The 23,048-nt window shown below is 55.7% G+C and carries 21 protein-coding genes; 11 read left to right on the forward strand and 10 right to left on the reverse strand.

The window, feature by feature from the left end; genetic code table 11:
* Nucleotides 1-91 precede the first annotated feature (91 nt).
* Nucleotides 92-355: a DUF1471 family periplasmic protein McbA gene (gene mcbA / locus ACOT1A_RS10725; protein ID WP_022647519.1), complete on the reverse strand. Its 264-nt coding sequence runs from the start codon at nucleotides 353-355 to the stop codon at nucleotides 92-94.
* Between the two features lie 242 nt (nucleotides 356-597).
* Between mcbA and rlmF the strand changes: the two genes are divergently transcribed.
* Nucleotides 598-1,509 (forward strand): 23S rRNA (adenine(1618)-N(6))-methyltransferase RlmF, encoded by a 912-nt coding sequence (gene rlmF / locus ACOT1A_RS10730; protein ID WP_105322573.1) that lies wholly within the window; start codon nucleotides 598-600, stop codon nucleotides 1,507-1,509.
* Nucleotides 1,510-1,554: 45 nt separating this feature from the next.
* On the opposite strand, the gene ybiO is transcribed toward rlmF, so the two are convergent.
* The 6 genes from ybiO to rhtA form a co-directional block, all read right to left on the reverse strand.
* Complete coding sequence (gene ybiO, locus ACOT1A_RS10735) at nucleotides 1,555-3,765, reverse strand: mechanosensitive channel protein (protein ID WP_105322574.1); 2,211 nt, start codon at nucleotides 3,763-3,765, stop codon at nucleotides 1,555-1,557.
* A 120-nt stretch (nucleotides 3,766-3,885) separates the two neighbouring features.
* On the reverse strand, nucleotides 3,886-4,608 hold the full coding sequence (gene glnQ / locus ACOT1A_RS10740) for a glutamine ABC transporter ATP-binding protein GlnQ (protein WP_022647522.1): 723 nt from the start codon (nucleotides 4,606-4,608) through the stop codon (nucleotides 3,886-3,888).
* Complete coding sequence (gene glnP, locus ACOT1A_RS10745) at nucleotides 4,605-5,264, reverse strand: glutamine ABC transporter permease GlnP (protein ID WP_010428919.1); 660 nt, start codon at nucleotides 5,262-5,264, stop codon at nucleotides 4,605-4,607. The genes glnQ and glnP overlap by 4 nt, the downstream gene beginning before the upstream one ends.
* 93 nt (nucleotides 5,265-5,357) lie before the next feature.
* On the reverse strand, nucleotides 5,358-6,101 hold the full coding sequence (glnH, locus tag ACOT1A_RS10750) for a glutamine ABC transporter substrate-binding protein GlnH (protein ID WP_003858455.1): 744 nt from the start codon (nucleotides 6,099-6,101) through the stop codon (nucleotides 5,358-5,360).
* Between the two features lie 361 nt (nucleotides 6,102-6,462).
* A complete protein-coding gene (gene dps, locus ACOT1A_RS10755) occupies nucleotides 6,463-6,966 on the reverse strand; it encodes a DNA starvation/stationary phase protection protein Dps (protein WP_000100801.1) in 504 nt (167 codons plus the stop codon).
* Nucleotides 6,967-7,264: 298 nt separating this feature from the next.
* Nucleotides 7,265-8,152 (reverse strand): threonine/homoserine exporter RhtA, encoded by an 888-nt coding sequence (gene rhtA, locus ACOT1A_RS10760; protein WP_023305742.1) that lies wholly within the window; start codon nucleotides 8,150-8,152, stop codon nucleotides 7,265-7,267.
* A 355-nt stretch (nucleotides 8,153-8,507) separates the two neighbouring features.
* On the opposite strand from rhtA, the gene ompX reads away from it, so the two are divergent.
* Entirely contained in the window at nucleotides 8,508-9,026 is a 519-nt protein-coding gene (gene ompX / locus ACOT1A_RS10765) for an outer membrane protein OmpX (RefSeq protein ID WP_003858450.1), read from the forward strand.
* Nucleotides 9,027-9,142: 116 nt separating this feature from the next.
* Here ompX and ACOT1A_RS10770 read toward each other — a convergent pair whose 3' ends face one another.
* Nucleotides 9,143-10,726, reverse strand: a complete 1,584-nt coding sequence (locus ACOT1A_RS10770; protein WP_105322575.1) for a phosphoethanolamine transferase — start codon at nucleotides 10,724-10,726, stop codon at nucleotides 9,143-9,145.
* A gap of 268 nt (nucleotides 10,727-10,994) precedes the next feature.
* A complete protein-coding gene (gene mntS / locus ACOT1A_RS10775) occupies nucleotides 10,995-11,123 on the reverse strand; it encodes a manganase accumulation protein MntS (protein ID WP_022647525.1) in 129 nt (42 codons plus the stop codon).
* Nucleotides 11,124-11,305: 182 nt separating this feature from the next.
* Between mntS and mntR the strand changes: the two genes are divergently transcribed.
* From mntR to ACOT1A_RS10820, 9 genes are all read left to right on the forward strand, one after another.
* On the forward strand, nucleotides 11,306-11,779 hold the full coding sequence (gene mntR, locus ACOT1A_RS10780) for a manganese-binding transcriptional regulator MntR (protein WP_022647526.1): 474 nt from the start codon (nucleotides 11,306-11,308) through the stop codon (nucleotides 11,777-11,779).
* On the forward strand, nucleotides 11,776-12,885 hold the full coding sequence (locus ACOT1A_RS10785) for an anion transporter (RefSeq protein WP_045308536.1): 1,110 nt from the start codon (nucleotides 11,776-11,778) through the stop codon (nucleotides 12,883-12,885). Before mntR ends, ACOT1A_RS10785 begins: the two co-directional genes overlap by 4 nt.
* 101 nt (nucleotides 12,886-12,986) lie before the next feature.
* A complete protein-coding gene (locus ACOT1A_RS10790; protein WP_023305746.1) occupies nucleotides 12,987-14,081 on the forward strand; it encodes an HlyD family secretion protein in 1,095 nt (364 codons plus the stop codon).
* Complete coding sequence (locus ACOT1A_RS10795) at nucleotides 14,078-15,649, forward strand: DHA2 family efflux MFS transporter permease subunit (protein ID WP_022647529.1); 1,572 nt, start codon at nucleotides 14,078-14,080, stop codon at nucleotides 15,647-15,649. The genes ACOT1A_RS10790 and ACOT1A_RS10795 overlap by 4 nt, the downstream gene beginning before the upstream one ends.
* Nucleotides 15,649-17,172 carry an efflux transporter outer membrane subunit gene (locus tag ACOT1A_RS10800; protein ID WP_276170198.1) on the forward strand — a complete coding sequence of 508 codons (1,524 nt, stop codon included), beginning with the start codon at nucleotides 15,649-15,651 and terminating at the stop codon, nucleotides 17,170-17,172. Before ACOT1A_RS10795 ends, ACOT1A_RS10800 begins: the two co-directional genes overlap by 1 nt.
* A gap of 102 nt (nucleotides 17,173-17,274) precedes the next feature.
* A complete protein-coding gene (locus tag ACOT1A_RS10805; protein ID WP_023299653.1) occupies nucleotides 17,275-18,315 on the forward strand; it encodes an aldo/keto reductase in 1,041 nt (346 codons plus the stop codon).
* 161 nt (nucleotides 18,316-18,476) lie between these two features.
* On the forward strand, nucleotides 18,477-19,853 hold the full coding sequence (locus tag ACOT1A_RS10810) for a glycoside hydrolase family 1 protein (protein ID WP_048966424.1): 1,377 nt from the start codon (nucleotides 18,477-18,479) through the stop codon (nucleotides 19,851-19,853).
* Between the two features lie 51 nt (nucleotides 19,854-19,904).
* Nucleotides 19,905-21,227: a PTS sugar transporter subunit IIC gene (locus ACOT1A_RS10815; RefSeq protein ID WP_105322580.1), complete on the forward strand. Its 1,323-nt coding sequence runs from the start codon at nucleotides 19,905-19,907 to the stop codon at nucleotides 21,225-21,227.
* A 14-nt stretch (nucleotides 21,228-21,241) separates the two neighbouring features.
* Nucleotides 21,242-21,958 (forward strand): GntR family transcriptional regulator, encoded by a 717-nt coding sequence (locus ACOT1A_RS10820; protein ID WP_015571043.1) that lies wholly within the window; start codon nucleotides 21,242-21,244, stop codon nucleotides 21,956-21,958.
* A gap of 41 nt (nucleotides 21,959-21,999) precedes the next feature.
* Here ACOT1A_RS10820 and ldtB read toward each other — a convergent pair whose 3' ends face one another.
* A complete protein-coding gene (ldtB, locus tag ACOT1A_RS10825) occupies nucleotides 22,000-22,920 on the reverse strand; it encodes a L,D-transpeptidase (RefSeq protein WP_003858435.1) in 921 nt (306 codons plus the stop codon).
* Nucleotides 22,921-23,048: the final 128 nt, after the last annotated feature.

A 23,048-nucleotide genomic window follows, 5' to 3' on the forward strand; every position in this document is an offset into this window, starting at 1 on the left:
GCATTTTAATATGGGGTGAAAAAACGCACAGTCAAGGCGCAGGCAGAGAGAACTGCATCTGCCGGGCAGATGCAGTTTGGAAGGCGGTAAGTTATTTATAGATAGTCGCTGTACCGTACATATGGTTATCGCCACCGGCGGCGTTCACCACGAAGCCTTTAGCGCCTTCCTGACGAGCTTTTTCGGCCAGCTTGTCCTGAAGGTCATCAAGGTTGCTTGCCCGGCTGACAGAGACCGTCCCAGCCGCGCGTAGCTGGCTGGTGTCGGTACTGTCGGTCAGAGGTTGAACGGACAAGGCAGAAAATGATGCGCCTGCCAGCGCACCCGCAATAATAAAGGTCAGATACTTTTTCATAATCACATCCTCAGGGGAAACAACAGGTGATTCCTGTTAAGTTTAGAAGCCCGATGCGTGTGATTTAGCGCAAAAATTTGATGATGATCTGCTTATTTTTTGAACGATAAATTCTGACAATTTGTTGACAGATCATAGACATACAGGTCGCTGATTTTTGTCGTGTTTTTGTGCGACTCAGACAGATATTTACCCCCGCGCCGTCACAGGGTATCTTACGCGGCTGTTTAAAGGAGAATGCCATGACTTCCCACAAGCCGGGATTGCACCCGCGTAACCGCCACCGTAGCCGCTACGATATGAAAGCCCTGTGTCTGAGCTGCCCTGAATTGCAGGGTTTTATCGTTCAGACACCAGCCGGTGAACCGTCGGTAAACTTTGCCGATCCGCTGGCGGTTAAAACGCTGAACAAAGCGCTGCTGGCCCATTTTTATGGTGTGACGCACTGGGACATCCCTGATGGCTTTCTCTGCCCGCCGGTCCCGGGCCGTGCGGATTACGTCCATCATCTTGCCGATCTGCTGGCGGATGACCACGATGGCGTAGTGCCGAAACAGGCTACCGTCCTTGATATCGGTACGGGCGCGAACCTGATCTACCCCCTGATAGGCGCACATGAGTACCAGTGGCGATTTACCGGCAGCGAGATCGGTGATGAGGCCTTCGCCAGCGCGCAGGCCATTATCAACGCTAACCCGGGGTTAAGCCGGGCCGTTCGTCTGCGTCGTCAGAAGGATGCCGCTGCTATTTTCAACGGCATAATTCATAAGAACGAACAATATGATGCCACCCTGTGCAACCCGCCATTCCACGACTCCGCCGCGTCCGCGCGTGCGGGAAGTGAACGCAAGCGGCGTAACCTGGGCCAGGCCGAAGATGGCGCGCTGAACTTTGGCGGCCAGCAGCAGGAGCTGTGGTGCGAGGGCGGGGAAGTGGCCTTTATTCTGCGCATGATTGCCGAGAGTAAAGGCTTCGGTCGTCAGGTGAAATGGTTTACCACGCTGGTCTCTCGTGGCGATAACCTGCCGCCGCTTTACCGCGCGCTGACCGACGTCGGGGCGGTGAAAGTGGTTAAAAAAGAGATGGCGCAGGGCCAGAAGCAGAGCCGCTTTATTGCCTGGTCCTTTATGGACGATAACAAACGTCGCAAATAACACCCCATCGTAGGCCGGGTAAGGCGAAGCCGCCACCCGGCTCGGTTACAGCGTCGGCTCCTGCGGAGGGAGCGGCGAAGCGGGCGGCGACAATACCTGATACGTCTGCACCGGCGCTCTCACGTTCGCCAGATCGAAGTGTTTTTTCACCATGCTGTCGAGAGCAAAGCGCACCGTCCACTGCTTAAGCGGCTGGGTGGTGAACGACACGCGCAGGGTAAAGGCAGTGTTCGTCAGCCCGACGATGCCCGCAAACGACGGCTCACCAATTACCAGCCCGCGAATATCCTCCATCTCCATCAGTTCGCTCACCGCATCCCGCAGCGCCTGTTTCGCCTTATCTGCATCTTCGTGACGATCGACATCATAATTCGCCACCACCGAACCAATGCCGCGCACAAAGTTGGCAAAGGTGGTGATCGATGACCACGGAATAATGTGGTACGCCCCGGTATCCTGACGTACGCCGACGGAGCGAATGGACATCCTCTCCACCGTGCCGGTAAGCGGTCCGATGGTCACCAGATCCCCGGTGTTCATCCCGTTCTCAAACTGGATAAAAATGCCGGTGATAATATCCTTCACCAGCGTCTGCGAACCAAAGGAGATCGCCAGTCCCAGGGCACCGGCACCCGCCAGCAGTGGGGCGATATTTACGCCGATTTCCGACAACACAATCATGATGGTAATGGTGCTAATGATCACCGCCAGCGCGTTGCGGAACAGCGTCAGCAGTGTGCGGGCGCGGGCGCTTGGCAGGGGCCTGCCGTGGACATCCGACACCAGACGGTTTTCGATAAGGCTTGCCAGCAGCGTCCAGCCGACGGCGGAGAAGAACAGGATCAGCGCGATACGAATAAGAATATCGACGGTCTTTTCCCCGGCGCCGTTATGCAGCCAGTTCCAGAAATCAAACAGTCCCCACGCATTCAGCAGCAGCATAATTGCCACGCAGACCGTCAAAATACGCGCCACCTTCAGCGACACCGATGTCCAGCCATTTACCCGTTTTTGCAGCTCGGGGTAATTACGCTGAACCTGCGGCGACAGGGTGATCGTCTTCGACAGCCAGCGGGAGAGCAGGCCAGAAACAAAGGCCGCGATGCCGATAATCGCCAGGCTTTTGAACGTCGCCCCCATCATAAATTTCAGGCTGTTGCCCGGATCGAACAGCGAGAAGAAACACAGCACAATAAAATAGGCGCTGGCCAGCCAGTGCCACACCAGCGCAAAGGCGCGTATAAAGAGGCTGAAAAAGGAGAGGGAGCGATCGGCCAGGTGAAGCAGACTGTCGGTGATCGCTTTTTTATTGTGGAAGATGAGGTACAGCGCCCAGACGGTAATACAGAGCATGATCAGCACGTTCGCCAGGGCCCCGAACTGCACGTTAACCTGGTTGGAAATAATCGGGACGGCGACCAGCAGGCCATAGCCGATCAACCCGCTCAGCACGCTGAGCCGAACCGCCCAGTATTTGGCGCTCCGATCCGAAATGGCGAACGGGCGAAGTTCCGGCACGCGCGGACAGAATATTAACCGCAGGAGCGCCTTAAAGAACTCGATCAGGGCAAAGGCGTTCAGGAACAGCCCCTGCTGAAAGGCGATGGTTTTGTTCCCGGTATTAAGACGGTCGGCCAGCATCTGGCCGACAAACAGCGTCATCGCCAGCAGCAGCAAATCGATGATAAAGGCCCCGGTAATCATTGCCGGAAGATGCAGCCAGCTGCTTTTATGCTGATTCTTTTTACGTCCCCAGTGGCCCATCTTCCGGTAAAGCGGCCAGACAGACAGGCGCAACAGCCAGTAAAAAATGAATACCGCGGCGGCCAGAATAGAAAACTGGGTCGCGGCTGCAGAAAAGGTGTGGGGATTAAAAGGCTTATGCGAGGTGCCAACAAGGTTGCGATAGAGCTGGGCAAAACGCGACGACAGGGCTTCCCCGTAGCGGCGACTGATATCGGTGACGTTTTCCAGTACCGTCTTTTCGTCTTCGACTTCCGGCGGCGCGATAGTCGGAACCGGATCCTGAGGCGGTGTGGCGGCCACTTTCCTCAGCTGATCGATAAGCTCCTGCCGGGACGTGTCGTTCTCAAGCACGTCGGCAAGTGCGCTGTAAGCGGCTTTTTTCTTTTCAGCGTCGGGTTCTGGCGGCGCATTTTGCTGGGTGGCGGTGGCTCCGGTGGTGACGCCGGGAATGGTTACAGCAAGTGATGGCGCGCTAAACAGGGTAAACAGTAGCAACAGGATCCACGGCACGGCGTCCTCCGACAAAAATATCGTGCAAAATGATAAGTATAGAGCGCGCGGAGCGGAGGGGAGTTTTTGGGAACAATCCGGCATAAAAAAGCCGGGCATGCCCGGCTCTGTGTATGGCTATCAGGAGACGTGTTGCAGGAACTCCTGAAGGCGCTGGCTAGGTGGGTTCGCAATCAGCGCCTGCGGATTACCGTCTTCCGCGATGCGGCCCTTATCAATGAAGATCAGACGGGACGCCACTTTTTCGGCAAAGCCGATTTCGTGGGTAACGATCACCATCGTCATGCCTTCTTCTGCCAGATCCTGCATCACTTTCAGCACCTCGTGACGCAGCTCCGGGTCGAGTGCGGACGTTGGCTCATCAAACAGCATCATCTTTGGCTTCACCGCCAGCGCACGGGCAATGGCCACGCGCTGCTGCTGGCCACCGGACAGCTCGGAAGGATAGTGGTGTGCACGCTCCGCCAGACCCACTTTCGCCAGCAGATCTTTTGCCAGCGTTTCTGCCGCCGCTTTGCTGGCCCCACGCACGCGCAAAGGACCGAACATCACGTTTTCCAGCGCCGTCAGGTGCGGGAACAGGTAGAACTGCTGGAACACCATGCCCGCTTCCTGGCGGATCAGGCGCTCGTCCACTTTCGGATCGTTCACCTTCAGACCATCGACGATCAAATCGCCGCTGGTGATCTCCTCGAGCTTGTTAATACAGCGCAGCAGGGTGGATTTTCCGGAACCCGACGGCCCGATGATCACCACCACTTCACCCTGCCTGATGTTCAAATCGATATTGTGCAGCACCTGGGTTGGACCAAAGTGCTTGGAAACATTTTTAAATTCAATCACAGGATTTTCATCCTTCTTTCAAGACGACGCAGAACAAAGCTCAGGACAAGCGTGATAATCAGGTAGACAACGGCGACCGCACTCCAGATTTCCAGGGCGCGGAAGTTACCCGCGATGATCTCCTGGCCCTGACGGGTCAGCTCGGCCACGCCGATAACAATAAACAGCGAGGTGTCTTTAATGCTGATGATCCACTGGTTGCCCAGCGGCGGCAGCATGCGGCGCAGCGCCAGCGGCAGGATCACGTGACGGATCGTTTCGCGACGGGAAAGACCTAACGCCAGGCCAGCTTCGCTGAAGCCTTTATGAATCGACAGCACCGCACCGCGGGTGATTTCCGCAATGTAGGCGCCGGAGTTGATCATAATGGTGACGACAGCTGCGCTGAACGGGTCAATGCGCAGATCGTTGAAGGCCATCGGCAGGGCGAAGTAGATAAACATGACCTGCACCACAATGGGGGTGCCGCGGATCACTTCGATGAAAACCAGTGCGATGTGGTTTGCAATCCAGCCGCCGTAGGTGCGGGCGAAACCGGCCACCAGACCGATAATTAACCCGCCAACCAGACCGAGGACCGAAATCCACAAGGTCATTTTAGCGCCTTCAAGCAAGAGAGGAATGGCAGGCCAGATGGCGCTCCAGTCAAACTGCATGATGTATTCCTGTATACCGTGGTGAAAAACGAAAAACGTAGGCCCGGTAAGCGGTAGCGCCACCGGGCGTTACAAACCTGAAGTCAGGTGAAATTATTTAGGCTCGGTACCGAACCATTTTTTGTAGATTTCGTTATAGGTGCCGTTCTCTTTCAGGGTTTTCAGCGCGCCGTTAACTTTATTACGCAGGTCGTCGCTGCCTTTCGGGAACGCAATACCGTACTGCTGAGCTTCCAGAGAATCACCTACCGCTTTGAACTTGCCGTTACCGGCGGTTTTGATGAAGTAAAGGATGTTAGGCGTGTCGTGCAGCACCGCGTCTGCGCGGTTGGTGCCCAGTTCCATGTAAGCGTTGTCGATGTTCGGGAACTGACGCAGGTCTTTGGTTTTGATATTGGCTTTCGCGTAATCAACGGAACCGGTGCCGCTCTTCACGGCGACCACTTTACCGTCGAGATCTTTCACGCTTTTCACGTCGTTGTTATCCGCTTTCACCATCACCAGCAGGCCGCTTTTGTAGTAGCCGTCAGAGAAATCGATCGCTTTTTTACGTTCTTCGGTAATGGTGATGCCCGCCAGCGCCAGGTCAACGTTTTTGGTTTGCAGTGCCGGGATAATGCCGCTGAAATCCATTGGCTTCAGGGTGTAATCCAGTTTGAGTTCTTTTGCGACAGCGGCCCACAGATCAACGTCAAAACCAACGTATTTATCACCCTGTTTGAATTCAAACGGTACGAACGCCGTGTCAGTCGCCACAACCAGTTTGTCGGCAGCCTGCGAGGACACCGCAAACGCCAGGGTAAGTGCAGCCAGTGAAACTTTTAATACAGACTTCATAGCATTTCCTTTTATATCCACGGGGCGATCCCCTGCGAGAACCTCAGGCACAATGAAAAAATCGTGCCAGTTTTACAAGCTGTTGTTTTGCAAAGGGGATAATGTCACGCATTGCACAAAAAGCGTGGCAATTCTGTCAGGTTGCACCAGAATGGAGCACCGTTTTGGTGCGCTTCGTTAAGGTCTTCTGACAGGGGGATATTTAGCGCAGAATCTGACGAAAAAACAATCTTCCGTTAACGGTTGTGTGAGGTGATTATTACATTTTATTCACTTTTGCGGCCGTTGCGGACAAAAGTGTGCACCATAAATGTGCAAAACCCCCGCCAGGGGCGAGGGTTATTCAGACAATCCGCAGGGATTATTCGATGTTTGACTCAATGAACCACAGGAACTGATCCAAGTCGCGTGACGCGGCAGTGAAGATATCAGCGGTGTCTTCATCTTTTGCTTCGCCAATCGCTTTACGAACATCGTTAGCGACAATCGCATAACGGTCTGCCAGCTCTTTCAGGTGATCCTGAACGGTATGGATATCCAGCGGATAGCTTTTCAGTGGCGTTTTGCTGTTGATCACCTGCGTGGTACCCAGAGCCACACCGCCCAGCTGTACGGCGCGTTCGGCCATGGTATCCAGATGAGTCACCAGTGCTGTGCGGAAGCCATCCAGCATTTCATGAACGGCAATAAAGTTTGCACCGCGCATATTCCAGTGGGCCTGTTTGGTGATCAGCGAAAGATCGATGAACTGGACCACCTGGCGATTCAGCAGCTCAATGGTCGCTTTTTTATCGCTATCCGATACATCGTTACGGGTATAAAGCAGATTAGACGCTTTCGTTTTCACCAGTTTAGCGGTACTCATAATCTCATATCCTCTTGATGTTTGTGTCCCAGGTAATTACGGGATTAAGTATAGCACCGGATTTTTTCTCTGCGGTTTGGCGCTGCCTATCGGTTTAATAGCGAAAGGATGGTTGAAGTTTTAACTTAATGATTTTAAAGTTTTTTATATAAATTGATGCAGATCAATCTTAATTCGTTAAGTGACAAGGCGGGCAGGTGAAATATTTTGGCAATATAAGAGAGTTTGTAAGAAATTATTTGAAGGGCTGACGAGACTTATATTCTGCATGGCCGGTAAGCCATGCAGAATTTAAGGGCTAGTTGAGGTCAATCTTATGTACTTTTGGTTCCGGGCGCATGGTCAATGTAGAGCCCATTGACGCCGCGATAATGGAACAGAGCGCCAGCGTCTGCACCAGTGTCAGGGTTTCGCCGAGGAACATCATTCCAGAGATGGCAGCCAGCGCGGGCTCCATGCTCATGAGCGTACCAAAAATTCGCGTAGGCAGACGCGTCAGGGCGATCATCTCCAGAGAGTAGGGCAGCGCCGTGGAAAGAATGGCGACCGCCAGCCCAACCGGCAGGATTGACCACTGCCATATTGAGTCCGTTGCTTGTGCCATGCCGATCGGGACAAAGATAACCGCGGCAATCAGCGAGCCTAAGGCGACCGTCGCGGGGCCGTGCTCTTCGCCCGCACGCTGACCAGTGAGAATATACACCGCCCAGCACGCCCCTGCGCCCAGCGCCAGAGCGGCCCCTGTCAAATCGATTTGTGAAACGCTTTGGCCGAGCGGCAGCAGGAACCATAGCCCCAGCACGGCCAGTATGACCCAGATAAAGTCTACCGGGCGACGAGAAGAAAAGAGGGCAACCGCCAGCGGGCCGGTAAATTCAAGCGCGACCGCGATCCCCAGCGGGATAGTCTGAATAGAGAGGTAGAACATGTAATTCATCCCTCCCAGCGCCAGCCCATAAAAAAGCAGAGGCAGTCGCTGCTCCTTTTTAAACCGTAGCCGCCAGGGTTTAAAGACAACCACGAGGATCAGGGTGCCTAATGCGATACGCAGCGCCGTGACGCCGGGCGCACCAATCAGCGGAAACAGCGATTTTGCCAGCGACGCGCCGCTTTGTATGGACATCATCGCGATAAGTATGACTGCCACCGGCATCCAGACCGACGATTTACGAGGTAAACCTGGCATCCTTTCTCCTGTCAATTTTTGTCAAAAGAGGTAAAAGTCGCAGTGTAATGGAAATAACCTGCAACGGTTGAGCTACTGTTGAAAAAAAATCCAGGGAAAATCCGTAAAATGAGAAAACGTTGCTGATTTTATCGCCTGAAAGATTAGGAATAATCTGGATGAACTAAATGGCGATGACGCGCACTATTAGCATTTACAGGTGAAAATCTGGAGTTATTTGAACGAGATAGCTGATGCTGGAAATGTTCTGTTACAGGAAAGGTCGCATTAGACATCGTGAATGACAAAGAGTTTCACAGATTTTTTTGATATATTTAAAACTTACGGACTTACTTGAAGCACATTTGAGGTGGTTATGAAAAAAATTGCATGTCTTTCAGCACTGGCAGCTGTTCTGGCTGTTTCCGCAGGTACCGCTGTAGCGGCAACTTCAACTGTAACTGGTGGTTACGCTCAGAGCGATATGCAGGGCGTGATGAACAAAACCAACGGTTTCAACCTGAAGTACCGTTACGAGCAAGACAACAACCCGCTGGGTGTGATCGGTTCTTTCACTTACACCGAGAAAGATCGTACTGAAAATGGCTCTTACAATAAAGGTCAGTACTACGGCATCACCGCGGGTCCTGCTTACCGCCTGAATGACTGGGCAAGCATCTACGGTGTTGTAGGTGTTGGCTACGGTAAATTCCAGCAGACCGAAAACCAGGGTCTGAACCGTACTGCAAGCAACAGCGACTACGGTTTCTCCTATGGCGCAGGTATGCAGTTCAACCCAATCGAAAACGTTGCTCTGGACTTCTCCTATGAGCAGAGCCGTATCCGCAACGTTGACGTTGGCACCTGGATCGCGGGCGTAGGTTACCGCTTCTAATCACTTCGGTGAGCCAGTAAAAAATCCGCCCAATGTGGCGGATTTTTTTTGTTTGTACCCTCTCCCCGTGGGAGAGGGCCAGAGTGAGGGCATCAGCCTGCACGAGACGGCAGAGATCACTTACTCTTAATATCGAAAATATCCGTCCCCAGATGGTTATAGTCAACTTTCTGTAACCTGAAGTTGGTAATGTAAACTGGCGGGCCCTTCTTCCCGGAGATAAACGGGTAATCATTTTTTATCTCTTTCGCCTTAATCCCCGTCCACTGTGAGAAGAATTTCAGGAAATCGTTCGCGGAACGGCGCGCTTTGATGATGCGATGCGTTTTGTCATCACTCGACAGCACCATAAACGGTACCTGGAAGTTCTGCTGAAACTTGTCATCGTGGGCCAGATACTGCACCTCTTTACCGCGCTCCTTAAACGCCAGACCGTGGTCAGAGAAATAGACCATCGAGAAGCTATCGCCGCTGTTGCGCAGCTGCCCGTACAGCTTGCTGAGCAGATCGTCGGTTTGCGTCATGGTGTACAGATAACACGAGGTCTCTTTGGATTGCACAAACTCCGCATATTTTCCCCCGGTACGATCGCATGCCTGCGGGTGTGACCCCATCAGGTGCAGGACGATCAGCTGCGGCTGGGTGCGCTGAGTGGCAAAGACCTGCGCGGTCATTTTTAGCAACGCTTCATCTTTTGTGTTTTTATCGGCTTCGAAATCACCGCTTTTCAGGAACTGTACCTCGTCGGCACGCTTCGCGATGCTGGCAATGGCGGTATCATACTCGCCGATCTGCCCCTGGTTGGAGAACCACCACGTCTGAAAACCTGCCCGGTTGGCCAGGGTGACAAAATTATCCTGAAACTGCGGTTTTCCATCCACGACACGGTTGAGCGTCAGACCGAGCGATTTCTGCGTCGAGCCGCTGGCCGCCACGTAATCGGTAAACAGCGTACCGTTGACGGAGCTGGCAAACGGCGTGTTATCCCAGTGACCGCCAAACGCGCCGAGCGCATCGCGACGCGCGCTTTCACCGATCACCACCACATAGGTGTGATACTTCGGTTTCACCGCCAGCACGTTCCAGGTATCTTTCATGGTGGAAAGCTCGGCCATACGCGCCTGCTCGTCGAGCACTTCCTCGTTATTCACTACCACGTCTTTAACGAAGCGAAACACCGGATACCCGGTATCTTTAAGCTTAAACACGCCGCCCCAGGCCAGATTTTGTACCGGCGCAACAAAAAACGTCACTACGCTAAAGGCCAGGCACAGGCTTTCAATTTTACCCCATGTTTTTTTCCCGACCTGCTTACGGCGAACCGCAATCACGCCGAGAGCAAAAATGAAAAGGCCAACCACGTAGTTGTACCACGGGAAGATCGTCAGGATCTCTGTAGACTCTTCCATATTGGTGGAGTGGAGCGCCAGCAGGGTATTAAAGTTCGGCGCGCCATAGGCCTGGCCGAACGGGAAATAGGCGGCAGCCACCAGAGAACAGATCCCGATAAGCACTTTCTGCATGCGCGGTGCGCTTCGCCATAGCAGGTGAAGAATGCAGGTGAACCCGACGGCATAAAGCAGGCTAAAGGGGTAGCCAAGAGCAAAGTTAATCAACAGCGATTGCAAAAAATAAAATCCCGTCCACGGGCTTAGGGCCCGGCTGCGGGTAACAAGTGTATCAATCAGGGTTACGTTCATAGATCACTATCACGAAAACGCCATGTGCTCACCCTGGCGTCAAGGGTCAAAGCCTGCCGGACAGTGCGTGGAAAGGGAATGGAGGTCCGCTTCAGCGAGCCGCAAATTGTGCAGGGCTGCAAGAAGATAGTGCGAGCGTGAATCAAGGTCAACAGTTGCTAAACAGATGTTTTGCGAAGGGGGCTGCAAATCCGCAAAAATAATCAGGAAAAAGCGAGTTTACAACGAAAGTGTGACAGGAAAATGAAGCGGCGTGCCGCGACGCCGCTTAGTGAGAAGATTTGTCGTCCTGATGCGGTTTGGCGTTAAACATATCGCACAGCATGTTCAACAGCATTAGACGCACTTTAAAAGGAGAGTGGGTAAACACGTTCATACACCTCTTGAATTCATTCATAAGACCTCCTGATTCATGATCCCTTCGATCCGTGAAGGGTGACTGCATTACATACAGATATAGCACAGGCTATATTGTATAGCTATGGCTAATTCGTTAATTTTTTGTGCTTGTAGAGCTATGGTTTACAATGTGCGCTCCGTTACAGGGCGCTGGAAGCGTCAACCCATTGAGGAAGCACAATGAACCGTCGCGCAGGTAAGCCAACAACAAAAAAAACGACGCAACTGGTGAACGTTGAAGAACATGTGGAAGGCTTCCGCCAGGTGCGTGAGGCGCACCGCCGGGAGCTGATTGATGATTATGTCGAACTGATCTCCGATCTGATTCGTGAAGTTGGAGAAGCGCGCCAGGTGGATATGGCCGCACGCCTGGGGGTGTCGCAGCCAACCGTTGCCAAAATGTTAAAACGTCTGGCGTCGGTCGGGCTGATCGAGATGATCCCCTGGCGCGGGGTGTTTCTCACCGCTGAAGGCGAAAAGCTGGCGCAGGAGAGCCGCGAGCGCCATCAGATCGTCGAGAATTTTTTACTGGTGCTGGGCGTCAGCCCGGAAATTGCCCGTCGGGATGCCGAAGGTATGGAACACCACGTCAGCGAAGAGACGCTGGTGAAGTTCCGCGAATTTACGCTCAAATATGGCCCCGCCGCTGAATGAACATCCCCGGCTTGCAGGCCCTGAAACGCGATCGTTTTTTCCATCTTTTACTTATCACTGGCGTTGGGCTCAGCGTCTTTGTGCCCTTCACGCCGCACACCTGGCCGGCGGCCATAGACTGGCGCACCATTATTACCCTGAGCGGTTTGATGATGCTCACCAAAGGCGTAGAGCTGAGCGGCTATTTTGACGTGCTGGGGCGCAAAATGGTGCGCCGCTTCGCCACCGAGCGCAAACTGGCTCTGTTCATGGTCTTTTCGGCGGCGCTGCTGTCGACGTTCCTCACTAATGACGTAGCGCTGTTTATCGTGGTGCCGCTTACGCTCACGCTGCGTAAGCTGTGCGAAATACCGGTTACCCGTCTGATTATCTTTGAAGCGCTGGCAGTCAATGCAGGCTCGCTGCTCACGCCGATCGGTAACCCGCAGAACATTCTGCTGTGGGGACGCTCCGGCCTGTCGTTTACCGCATTTACCTGGCAGATGGCGCCGCTGGCGCTGGCGATCGTGGCGACGCTGCTGGTGGTGGGCTGGTTTGCTTTCCCGAATAAATCGTTGCAGTACCACAGCGGTACCACCGGCCCCCAGTGGCAACCGCGTCTCGTCTGGAGCTGCCTGGGACTGTATATCGTTTTCATTACCGCGCTGGAGTTAAACCAGGCGCTGGCGGGCGCGCTGCTGGTGGCGTGTGGCTTCCTGTTCCTCGCCCGGCGGGTGCTGGTGAGTGTTGACTGGACGCTGCTGCTGGTGTTTATGGCGATGTTTATTGACGTGCATCTGCTGGTCCAGCTCCCGGTATTGCAGACCGTTCTTCATAGCGTCAGCGGTCTGTCGCAGCCGGGACTATGGCTGACGGCGATTGGTCTCTCGCAGGTGATCAGTAACGTGCCGTCCACCATTTTGCTGCTTAACTATGTTCCCCCAACGGTACTGCTGGCGTGGGCGGTCAACGTCGGCGGCTTTGGGCTGCTGCCCGGCTCGCTGGCCAACCTCATCGCCCTGCGGATGGCCAACGATCGCCGCATCTGGTGGCGCTTCCATTTATGGTCAATCCCGATGCTGCTCTGGTCTGCGGCGGTCGGTTTCGGACTATTCCTTCTCATATAGTGCGCAATTTGTCAGTTTTTCCTGGCAAATGTATAGCAACGTCCTAGCTTTAGTGAACGGCATAGTGTGATGCCGCTCACTGACAGGACCGTTGCTGAACTATGGCAGAAGATCAAAATCCACCTGCTGACGAGCAGGATCAAAACAATAACGAGCGCAAGCGCCCGGGCAAAAAACCGTTAATTATCCTTGGCATCGTGGTCATCGTGATGGTGATCGTGGCGCTGGTCTGGTGGTTTTTGACCCGTAACGAAGAGACCACCGACGACGCCTTCACCGACGGCGACGTAGTGACTATTGCCCCAAAAACGGCAGGCTACGTTACCGAACTTCGCGTGCGGGATAACCAGCGTGTAAAGAAAGGGGATGTGCTGGTGGTGATCGATCCGCGTGATACCACCGCCCAGCGCGATCAGGCTCAGGCCCAGCTTGGGCTGGCGGTTGCGCAGTTGCATCAGGCACAGGCGCAGCTGGCGCTCTCGAAGGTGCAATATCCCGCCCAGCGCGATGAAGCCAAAGCCCAGGTACTGAAAGCCCAGGCGGATATGACCAACGCTCAGGCGGAGTACCGCCGTCAGCGCGGCGTTGACCCCCGCGCGACCACACAACAAAGCATCGATGCCGCGAACGCTCAACTGCGGAGTGCCCAGGCGGGTCTGGCCAGCGCGCAGGCGCAGCTGGAGGTGGCGGAGCAAGTCCAGCTGCAAATCCGCCAGCAGGAGACTAACGTCGAAGCCCGCGAACGGCAGGTCGATCAGGCCAGAGCGCAGTTGGAAACCGCCAACCTGAACCTCTCTTATACCGAAGTCCGCGCCCCGTTCGACGGTTTTGTCACCAAACGCAACGTCCAGCCTGGTACGCTGGTGCAGGCAGGCACGGCACTGTTCTCGCTGGTTTCCCCGAACGTGTGGGTGGTGGCGAACTTCAAGGAGTCGCAGCTTGAACGTATGAAGCCGGGCGACAAAGTGACCGTGTCCGTCGATGCCTGGCCGGATATGGCGCTCGAAGGCCATATTGACAGCATCCAGCAGGGAAGCGGCTCGCGCTTCTCCGCCTTCCCGTCGGAAAACGCCACCGGTAACTTTGTGAAGATCGTTCAGCGCGTGCCGGTGAAAATCGTCATTGATAAGGGGCTGGATCCGAACAAACCGCTGCCGCTGGGGCTGTCGGTTGAACCGAAGGTCACCGTGGAATGACGGACAGCAGCCACGAAAACTGGAAGCCCGCCAGTAACCCGTGGGCGGTGGCGATTGTGGTCACCCTGGCGGTGTTTATGGAAATTCTGGACACCACCATCGTCAACGTGGCGCTGCCCCACGTCGCGGGGTCGCTCTCGGCCAGCTATGACGAATCCACCTGGGTGCTCACCAGCTACCTGGTGGCGAACGGCATCGTGCTGCCGATCTCGGCCTTCCTGAGCCGGCTGTTTGGCCGCAAGCAGTTCTTCCTGATCTGCATTGTGATGTTCACCATCTGCTCGTTCCTGTGCGGCATCGCCACCGAGCTTTGGCAAATCATCCTGTTCCGTGTGATGCAGGGCTTTTTTGGCGGCGGGTTGCAGCCCACGCAGCAATCGGTGCTGCTCGATTACTTCAAGCCGGAGGACAGGGGCAAAGCCTTTGGCCTTTCATCCATTGCCATTATCGTCGCGCCGGTACTTGGCCCGACGCTGGGAGGCTGGATCACCGATAACTACTCCTGGCGCTGGGTGTTCTTTATCAATATTCCGGTAGGGATTGTGACGGTGCTGGCCATCTATCAGCTGCTGGAAGATCCGCCGTGGGAGAAAAAGTCGGAAGAGAAGCTCACCGTCGACTGGACGGGGATCGGCCTGATCGCTCTCGGACTTGGCTGTTTGCAGGTGATGCTCGACCGGGGCGAAGATGATGACTGGTTCTATTCGAACTTTATCCGCACCTTCGCGGTACTGACGCTGGTCGGCATTATCGGCGCGATCTACTGGCTGATGTATGCCAAAAAGCCGGTGGTGGATCTGCACTGTATGAAGGACCGCAACTTTGCGATCTCCAGCCTGCTGATGGCGGGGATGGCGATGATCCTGTACGGCAGTTCGGTGGTTATTCCGCAACTGGCGCAGCAGGATTTGGGCTATACCGCCACCTGGTCCGGGCTGGTGCTCTCGCCCGGCGCGGTGCTGATTGTGCTGACTATTCCGCTGGTACTGAAGCTGATGCCGGTGGTGCAGACGCGCTGGATCATCGCCTTCGGCTTTACCTGCCTGGCGGTGTCCTTCTTCTGGTCCCGGACGCTGACGCCGGATATCGATTTCGAAACGCTGGTGCTGTTCCGCAGCGCCCAGTCGATTGGACTCGGGTTCCTGTTTGTGCCCCTCACCACCATCGCCTTTATCTCGATCCCAAGGCGGCTTAACGCCGACGCGGCGGCGCTGTTTACCATGTTCCGCAACGTGGCTGGCTCGATTGGGATTTCGCTCTCGACGGCGGCGATCACCGAGCGCTCACAGGCGCACAGCGCGCATCTGGCTTACCACGCTTCGCCGTTTAATGAGCAGTTCCAGCTGGCGATACGCGAAAGCGCCCAGGCGATCCAGAACTTCACCACTCAGGTGGGCGATCCGACCGGCATTGCCACCGGGCGGATGTACCAGACCATGATCGAGCAGTCGCGCTTTCTGGCCTACATCGACGTCTTCACCATTCTGAGCGCGGTGGCCTTCTTACTGATTCCGTTTTGTTTGTTGCTCTCGCCGGTTAAGAGCGAGGGGAGTGCAGGAGCACACTGATGATACACAGACGTTTACACCTCCTGATGATAATGATGCTGCTGGTGGGCTGCGCCGTCGGGCCGGACTACCAACAGCCTGCACCGCCCGCCACCACGCACTGGAACGATAAGGGCGACGGCGCGGTGAAATCGCAAACGTCCTCCGCCGCCACCAACCCGCGCTGGTGGAAAACCTTCGGCTCGCCGCAGCTCGACAGCCTGATTGAACGCGCCATCGCCGGAAATCTGACGCTACAGCAAACGGTATTGCGCATTGCCGGCGCGCGCGAACAGATTAACCAGGCCGGCGGGGCATTTTTCCCGTCGGTGAATGGCAATGTGCAGGCGACGCGCCAGCAGCTTGGGCTGGAAGGGGATCTGAAATCCCACGGCGTGTATGACCAGTTGAATAATGTCGATCCGCAGCTGCGAAGCGCGTTAGGCCCGCTGACGCAGCCGATTAACCTCTATCAGGGCAGCTTCGACGCTCAGTGGGAAATCGACCTGTGGGGCAAGGTGCGCCGTCAGGTAGAAGCGGCCGAGGCGCAGCAGCGGGCGGCGATCGAGCAGCGTAACGATGCGCTGGTCTCGCTGGAAGCCGAAGTGGCGCGGGCGTGGCTACAGCTGCGAGGGGCGCAGAGCATCATTGCCACGCTTAATACGCAAATTGAAAGCGCGCAGCAGACGCTGGATCTGACCGAAAGCCGCCAGCGGGGCGGGCTGTCACCGCAGATGGACGTAGAAAACGCCCGGGCGCAGTTGGGCAATCTTGAAGCCCAATTGCCGCAGTATCAGGCGCAGGAACGCCAGGCGATGAACGGGCTGGCCATCCTGCTCGGCAAACCGCCGGGGGCGCTGGATGCCGAATTACAATCCGTGCAGCCGATGCCAGCGTTGCCGGATATTGTGCAAACCGGCATTCCGTCAACGCTGGCGCGTCGTCGCCCGGACGTGCGCGAAGCTGAGGCGAACCTCCATGCCGCCACGGCGCAAATTGGCGTTTCGGTAGCCGAACTGTTCCCAAGCTTCACCCTCTCCGGGCAGTTTGGCCTGCGTAACAGCGAATCCGGCTGGCTGACCGACTGGAGCAGCCACTTTTACAGCTTCGGTCCGCAGGTCTCCATCCCCATCTTCCAGGGCGGTCGGCTGGTCTCCAGCGTCAAGGTGGCCCGCGCACAGCAAGGGGCGGCGGTGCTGGACTATCGTCAGACGGTGCTGACGGCGCTCGGCGATGTTGAAAACGCGCTGGTGAGCTATCGCACTGACCAGCAGCGTGAGGCGGGCCTGGCGAAAACCATCGACGCGCTGCAAAACGCTTTTGATCTCGCCAGCGACAGCTACCGACAGGGGATCGCCAGTTTTATTGACGTGCTGGACGCCCAGCGTCAGCTCGCTCAGGCCGAACAGCAGCGGGCGCAGGCGCAGGTGCAGAGCGCGCTTGACCTGGTGGCGCTCTACAAAGCCCTCGGCGGCGGCTGGGAGCCGTATCAGCAGGTTCAGCTGCCAGACTACAGTGTCTTTGGCGATGCCCCGCGCGGATAGATTCAGAGGATTGGGCAAGAAACGGACAGGAACGCCACATTCGCGATAGCTGGGGGGCGGGTATAACTAACAGACACCCAATCGACATGCGAGGAAAGCGTTATGCGTTATCAAAAACTGGGCAATACCGGACTGTTTGTTTCTGAACTCTGCCTCGGCACCATGACCTTCGGCGGCGAGGGCGGCATGTGGGGCAAGATTGGCCAGCTTAGGCAAAACGAAGCCGAGCAGCTGGTGGGCCGCGCGCTGGACGCGGGCATCAACTTTATCGACACTGCCGACGTCTATTCGGAAGGACGCTCGGAGGAGATCCTCGGGCAGGCGCTGAAAAACCTGAACGTTCCACGTGAAAACGTGGTGGTCGCCACAAAGGTGTTTGGTGAAACGGGCACGGCGGGAGTGAACTCACGCGGCGGCTCGCGCTATCACATTATCGACAGCGTAAAGGAGAGCCTGCGCCGCCTGCAGCTCGATCATATCGATCTCTATCAGCTGCACGGTTTCGACCCCGCGACCCCCATTGAGGAGACGCTTTACGCACTGGATAACCTTGTGCAGCACGGTCACGTGCGATACATCGGCGTCTCGAACTGGACTGCGTGGCAGATTGCCAAAGCGCTCGGTATTTCTGAACGTCTTGGGCTGGCGCGTTTCGCATCGTTGCAGGCGTATTACACCATTGCCGGACGTGACCTGGAGCGCGAGCTGGTGCCGATGATGCAGAGCGAAGGCGTCGGATTGATGGTCTGGAGCCCGCTGGCGGGCGGCCTGCTGAGCGGAAAATACGGTCGTGACGGGCAGAGCGAAACCGGAGGCCGCCGTCTGGAATTTGACTTCCCGCCGGTGAATAAAGATCGCGCCTTCGACTGCGTGGACGTAATGCGCGTCATTGCCGAGCGTAGGGGCGTCTCCGTGGCGCAAATCGCGCTGGCATGGCTGCTGCATCAAAAAGCGGTGACCAGCGTCATTATTGGTGCGAAACGCGTCGATCAGCTGGACGATAATATTGCCGCCACCGGGATCCGCTTAAGCGAAGACGAGCTTAAACAGCTTGATGCCGTCAGCGCGCTGCCGCGCGAATATCCAGGCTGGATGCTGGAGCGGCAGGGGGAATACCGTCGTAGTCAGCTCGCGCAGCAGTAACCTTCCTTTTCCCCGGTGACGCTTCGCTTACCGGGGCTACTATCTCTGGTCTTTATTTCAACCCACCTCACAAAAAATACTCCTTCTCTTTGCCTGATGTTTCATCTCGATCTATATGACTAGTCATGAAATTTAAATGACTAGTCATATAGGGAGAGACCATGAACAAATCACTGCAAGCCAACTTTTTATGGGGCAACTCGGTATCCAGCATGCAGACGGAAGGGGCATGGAATGAGGGCGGGAAGGGGATGTCGGTATATGACATTCGGGAAGCAGGAGAAAACATCTCCGACTGGAAAGTGGCGACCGACTCCTACCACCGCTACCGGGAAGATTTCGATCTGATGCAGGATCTGGGCATGAACTGCTACCGCTTCCAGATCTCCTGGAGCCGCGTCTGCCCGCAGGGTGACGGCGAGTTCAACGCCGAAGGTATCGCGTTTTACGACCGCTTTATTAACGATCTGCTCGCCCGCGGTATTGAGCCGATGGTCTGCCTCTACCACTTCGATATGCCGCTGGCGCTGGCGCAGGAGTACAACGGCTTCAACGACCGCCGGGTGATGGAGGCCTTTATCCGCTACGGCAAGAAGATGATCGACTGCTACGGCGATCGCGTGAAGTACTGGCTGACCTTCAACGAGCAGAACATTTTCCATATGCCGGAAGCTTTTCGCATTTCCGGTTACATGAAAGGCGAGCAAACCCTGCGCGAGCTGTATGAGCTTCAGCACCATGCGATGGTGGCGCACATGACTCTGACCGAATACCTGCACCAGACTAAGCCAGGCAAGCTGATGGGCGGCATGCTGGCGCACCAGCTGATTTATCCAGCCACCTGCAAACCGCGCGATATCTTCTGCGCCCAGCAGTACGACGAATTCCTCAACCAGAACCTGCTGCGCGTCTTCGCGGGACAGGGCTACAGCCCGGCGGTGATGGCGGTGGTGGAGCAGGAGGGCTTCGGTGATATCTACCGCGCAGACGATCTCGCGCTGTTTGCGCGCACGAAGAACGACTTTATGGCCTTCAGCTATTACGCCAGCAAAACGCTGGACAGCGATGCCATCCCGGAAGGCACGCCGGTGAACCATTACCTGCTGCATGGCGAGAAAAATAACCCGTACCTGAAAGCCACCGAGTGGAACTGGCAGATCGACCCGCTGGGCTTTCGCACCATCATCACCCGCTATGCCAACGACTGGCGGATGCCGGTATTCCCGATTGAAAACGGCATCGGCGTGATCGAGTCCTGGGACGGGGTAAACCCGATCGAGGACACCTACCGCATCGACTACCACCGGGCGCACATCGAGGCGATGAAAGCGGCAATATTCGAGGACGGGGCAGAGGTAATGGGCTACCTCGGCTGGGGCTTAATCGACATTCTCAGCTCGCAGGGTGACATGCGTAAGCGCTACGGCGTGGTCTACGTCAACCGTGAAAATCACGACCTGAAAGACCTTAAGCGCGTGCCGAAGAAGAGCTACGCGTGGTTAAAACAGGTTATCCATACTAACGGACGCGAGATGTAAGCCGTACGCTGCCGGGCCGTTTTTGTGACTGATTGATGGGAATACTCCGCTATGTCTGAAACAAAAATAACACCGCACATGCAGTCTTTTGTCGATAAATTTGTTGAGTTCTCGGCGCGCCTGGCAAACCAGGTACACCTGCGATCCCTGCGGGACGCTTTCGCCACGGTGATGCCGATTTTCATCCTCGCCGGTCTGGCGGTGCTGGTGAACAACGTCGTGTTTCCATGGGTGCTGGAAGGCGACACGCTCACGCAGTTTAAGGTGTGGGGCGAGGCGATTATCAACGGCACGCTGAACATCGCCGCGCTGCTGCTGGCGCCGATGATCGCCTGGTCGCTGGCGCGCAACAAAGATTTCGACAATCCGGTCTCGGCAGTGGTTATCGCCGTCAGCAGCTTCATCATCATGATGCCGATGCGCTTACAGATTACGCCTGTCGGCAGCGACGCCACGGTGAACGTCACCCAGGTGCTGACGTTCGCCAATATCGGCTCCACCGGCATTTTCGCCGGGGTGCTGATTGGGCTGCTCTCAACCGAGCTGTTTATCGCCATTTCACGGCTGAAGGCGCTGCACATTTCGCTGGGGGAGAACGTGCCTCCGGCGGTGAGCAAATCCTTTACCGCGCTGATCCCGACAATCCTTACGCTCTCCCTGTTTGCGGTGCTGGCGGCCATACTGGCGAACGTGCTGCATACGGATCTGATCCATCTCATTACGACATTCATTCAGCAGCCGCTGCGGCTGATCAACACCAGTCTGCCCGGGACGATCTTCATTTACAGCTTCGGTAACTTCCTGTTCACGCTCGGTATTCATCAGTCGGTAGTCAACAGCGTGGTGCTGGAGCCGTTTCTGCTGATCAACACCAACGAGAACATGCTGGCCTTTGCCAACGGCCAGCCGATCCCACACATCATCAACAACATTTTTGTGCCGACCTTTGGCATGGTGGGCGGGACGGGCAGCACTATCTCATTGCTGATCGCTATCTTCATCTTCTCAAGACAGAAATCAGCGAAGCAGGTGGCGCGTCTGTCACTGGCGCCGGGTCTGTTCAACATCAACGAGCCGGTGATTTTCGGCCTGCCGATTGTCTTTAACCTGCCGCTGATGATCCCGTTTGTGCTGCTGCCCGCCATCGGGATTTACTTTGCGTGGCTCTGTACCACGCTGGGTCTGATGTCGCGCTGCGTGATGATGATCCCGTGGACCACGCCGCCGATCCTCAGCGCCTGGCTGGCGACGGCGGGGGACTGGCGGGCGGTGGTGGTGCAGTTGGCAATCATCGTATTTGGTGTATTCTTCTACCTGCCTTTCCTCAAGGTGGCCGAGCGAGTGGCCGTGAAAAACAGCGGGACAGAAAACTAATTTAAGGAAGGAAGATGGCGGCGAAGTACATCACCATAGCGCGGGAAATTAAGAAACGCATTATTACCCAGCAGTACGCCGCCAATGAACCGCTGCCGGACCAGTTCGCGCTGGCGGCGGAATTCAGCACCAGCCGGATGACCATTCAGCAGGCGATGCGTCAGCTGATCGTAGAAGGGCTGGTCTATACCCGGCAGGGACAGGGCACGTTCATCCGCAAAAATTTCCTCCAGCTTTCCCAGTGGGATCTCTCCGGCAGCGACTACTTTGGGGCGACCAAAACCTGGGAACATTTAGGCACGGTGACGAGCCAGGTGGTGCACTTCGAACTTCGCTTCCCGAACGAGAAAGAGCAGGCCTCGCTGATGATAAATCCGGATACGCCGATCTATGACTTCATCCGTCTGCGTTTACTCAACGGTGAGCCGATGTCCCTGGACGCCACGGTGATGCCGCTCAATCTGGTGCCCGGGCTGAACAAAACCCATCTTGAAAGTTCGGTATTCCGGTATGTGCAGGAGACGCTGGGGCTGAAGATCATGGGATCGTATCGTGTGGTGCGGGCGCTGAAGCCCAGTGCGCTGGATATGCAGCATCTGGTCTGTGAGCCAACCGACCCGGTGCTGGAGGTGGAGCAGGTGATCTATCTGGAAGATGGTACGCCGCTGGAGTACGCCCATTGTCACTATCGCTATGACCATGGCGGCATCGTTATTGTGAATAACGGATAAAAAAAAGCGGGCCTCGAGGCCCGCTTTGTTCGTGCTCGCGATTAGTTCAAACGCACCGGCATACCGGAACGGTTCTGAATCGCCTGGTCAACGATGGTCGTGTCAACATCCGCCTGAGAGGTAACGGACTGCACCGCGCTGGTCAGCTTAATCGGTACGATTTCGTTGTTGTTGATCTGATCTTCGCTGGTGGACAGCGGGTTATGCACTTCAATGTAACGGCTGCCGTCCGGCTCTGACGTCGCTTTCACCGGTTCGTTAATGAACTGCACGCGCGTACCGACCGGCACGTTATCGAACAGGAATTTGATGTCTTCATTACGCAGACGTACGCAGCCGTGGCTTACGCGCAGGCCGATACCGAAGTTGGCGTTAGTACCGTGGATGGCATACAGACGGCCAATGTACAGCGCGTACAGACCCATCGGGTTATCCGGGCCAGCAGGCACAACCGCCGGTAGCGGTTCACCGGCAGCAATGTACTCAGCGTGCATTTTGGCGGTCGGCGTCCAGGTTGGGCCCGCTTTCTTACGCTCCACTTTGGTGGTCCAGTTCAGCGGGGTGTCTTTACCCAGCTGACCGATACCGATAGGCAGAACGATCACGGTGTTGGTGCCTTTCGGGTAGTAATACAGACGCATTTCGGCGCTGTTAATCACGATACCTTCGTGCACGGTATCCGGCAGGATTAGCTGCTGTGGAATGTTGAGTACGGTACCCGCTTTCGGCAGATACGGGTCAACGCCCGGGTTCGCTTCCAGCATGTTAGACAGGCCGAGCTGATACTGCGCCGCGAAGTATTCCAGCGGCTGAGTGTTACCTTCCGGAACCGTCACCACCTGGTTTTCACCCACCAGACGGCTTCCGTCTGTCGGCAGGGGATACGTCACCGCAGACGCGGTCTTACAAAAACCTACTACGGCTAACGCCGCCGCAAAAAGCGTTGTTAATTTCATGTTCATGTTATGCGAGGTATCTAAGCCATTCTGGCGATGAGTTGAGAAGTCTGAATCTGTAATGGGAGCGCATTATATGTGCATTCCCGTTAACTGGGAATTCAGATGTGTACGAAATCACATTTTTTTCGATT

This window comes from Enterobacter cloacae complex sp. SYL003, assembly GCF_049236925.1.
Lineage (GTDB): Bacteria > Pseudomonadota > Gammaproteobacteria > Enterobacterales > Enterobacteriaceae > Enterobacter > Enterobacter intestinihominis.

What these genes read in the sequence shown, in the direction of transcription:
- mcbA (WP_022647519.1), bottom strand. Translation starts at nt 355, where the DNA reads ATGAAAAAGTATCTGACCTTTATTATTGCGGGTGCGCTGGCAGGCGCA.
- rlmF (WP_105322573.1), top strand. Translation starts at nt 598, where the DNA reads ATGACTTCCCACAAGCCGGGATTGCACCCGCGTAACCGCCACCGTAGC.
- glnP (WP_010428919.1), bottom strand. Translation starts at nt 5,264, where the DNA reads ATGCAGTTTGACTGGAGCGCCATCTGGCCTGCCATTCCTCTCTTGCTT.
- glnH (WP_003858455.1), bottom strand. Translation starts at nt 6,101, where the DNA reads ATGAAGTCTGTATTAAAAGTTTCACTGGCTGCACTTACCCTGGCGTTT.
- dps (WP_000100801.1), bottom strand. Translation starts at nt 6,966, where the DNA reads ATGAGTACCGCTAAACTGGTGAAAACGAAAGCGTCTAATCTGCTTTAT.
- rhtA (WP_023305742.1), bottom strand. Translation starts at nt 8,152, where the DNA reads ATGCCAGGTTTACCTCGTAAATCGTCGGTCTGGATGCCGGTGGCAGTC.
- ompX (WP_003858450.1), top strand. Translation starts at nt 8,508, where the DNA reads ATGAAAAAAATTGCATGTCTTTCAGCACTGGCAGCTGTTCTGGCTGTT.
- ACOT1A_RS10770 (WP_105322575.1), bottom strand. Translation starts at nt 10,726, where the DNA reads ATGAACGTAACCCTGATTGATACACTTGTTACCCGCAGCCGGGCCCTA.
- mntS (WP_022647525.1), bottom strand. Translation starts at nt 11,123, where the DNA reads ATGAATGAATTCAAGAGGTGTATGAACGTGTTTACCCACTCTCCTTTT.
- mntR (WP_022647526.1), top strand. Translation starts at nt 11,306, where the DNA reads ATGAACCGTCGCGCAGGTAAGCCAACAACAAAAAAAACGACGCAACTG.
- ACOT1A_RS10785 (WP_045308536.1), top strand. Translation starts at nt 11,776, where the DNA reads ATGAACATCCCCGGCTTGCAGGCCCTGAAACGCGATCGTTTTTTCCAT.
- ACOT1A_RS10790 (WP_023305746.1), top strand. Translation starts at nt 12,987, where the DNA reads ATGGCAGAAGATCAAAATCCACCTGCTGACGAGCAGGATCAAAACAAT.
- ACOT1A_RS10795 (WP_022647529.1), top strand. Translation starts at nt 14,078, where the DNA reads ATGACGGACAGCAGCCACGAAAACTGGAAGCCCGCCAGTAACCCGTGG.
- ACOT1A_RS10800 (WP_276170198.1), top strand. Translation starts at nt 15,649, where the DNA reads ATGATACACAGACGTTTACACCTCCTGATGATAATGATGCTGCTGGTG.
- ACOT1A_RS10805 (WP_023299653.1), top strand. Translation starts at nt 17,275, where the DNA reads ATGCGTTATCAAAAACTGGGCAATACCGGACTGTTTGTTTCTGAACTC.
- ACOT1A_RS10810 (WP_048966424.1), top strand. Translation starts at nt 18,477, where the DNA reads ATGAACAAATCACTGCAAGCCAACTTTTTATGGGGCAACTCGGTATCC.
- ACOT1A_RS10815 (WP_105322580.1), top strand. Translation starts at nt 19,905, where the DNA reads ATGTCTGAAACAAAAATAACACCGCACATGCAGTCTTTTGTCGATAAA.
- ACOT1A_RS10820 (WP_015571043.1), top strand. Translation starts at nt 21,242, where the DNA reads ATGGCGGCGAAGTACATCACCATAGCGCGGGAAATTAAGAAACGCATT.
- ldtB (WP_003858435.1), bottom strand. Translation starts at nt 22,920, where the DNA reads ATGAACATGAAATTAACAACGCTTTTTGCGGCGGCGTTAGCCGTAGTA.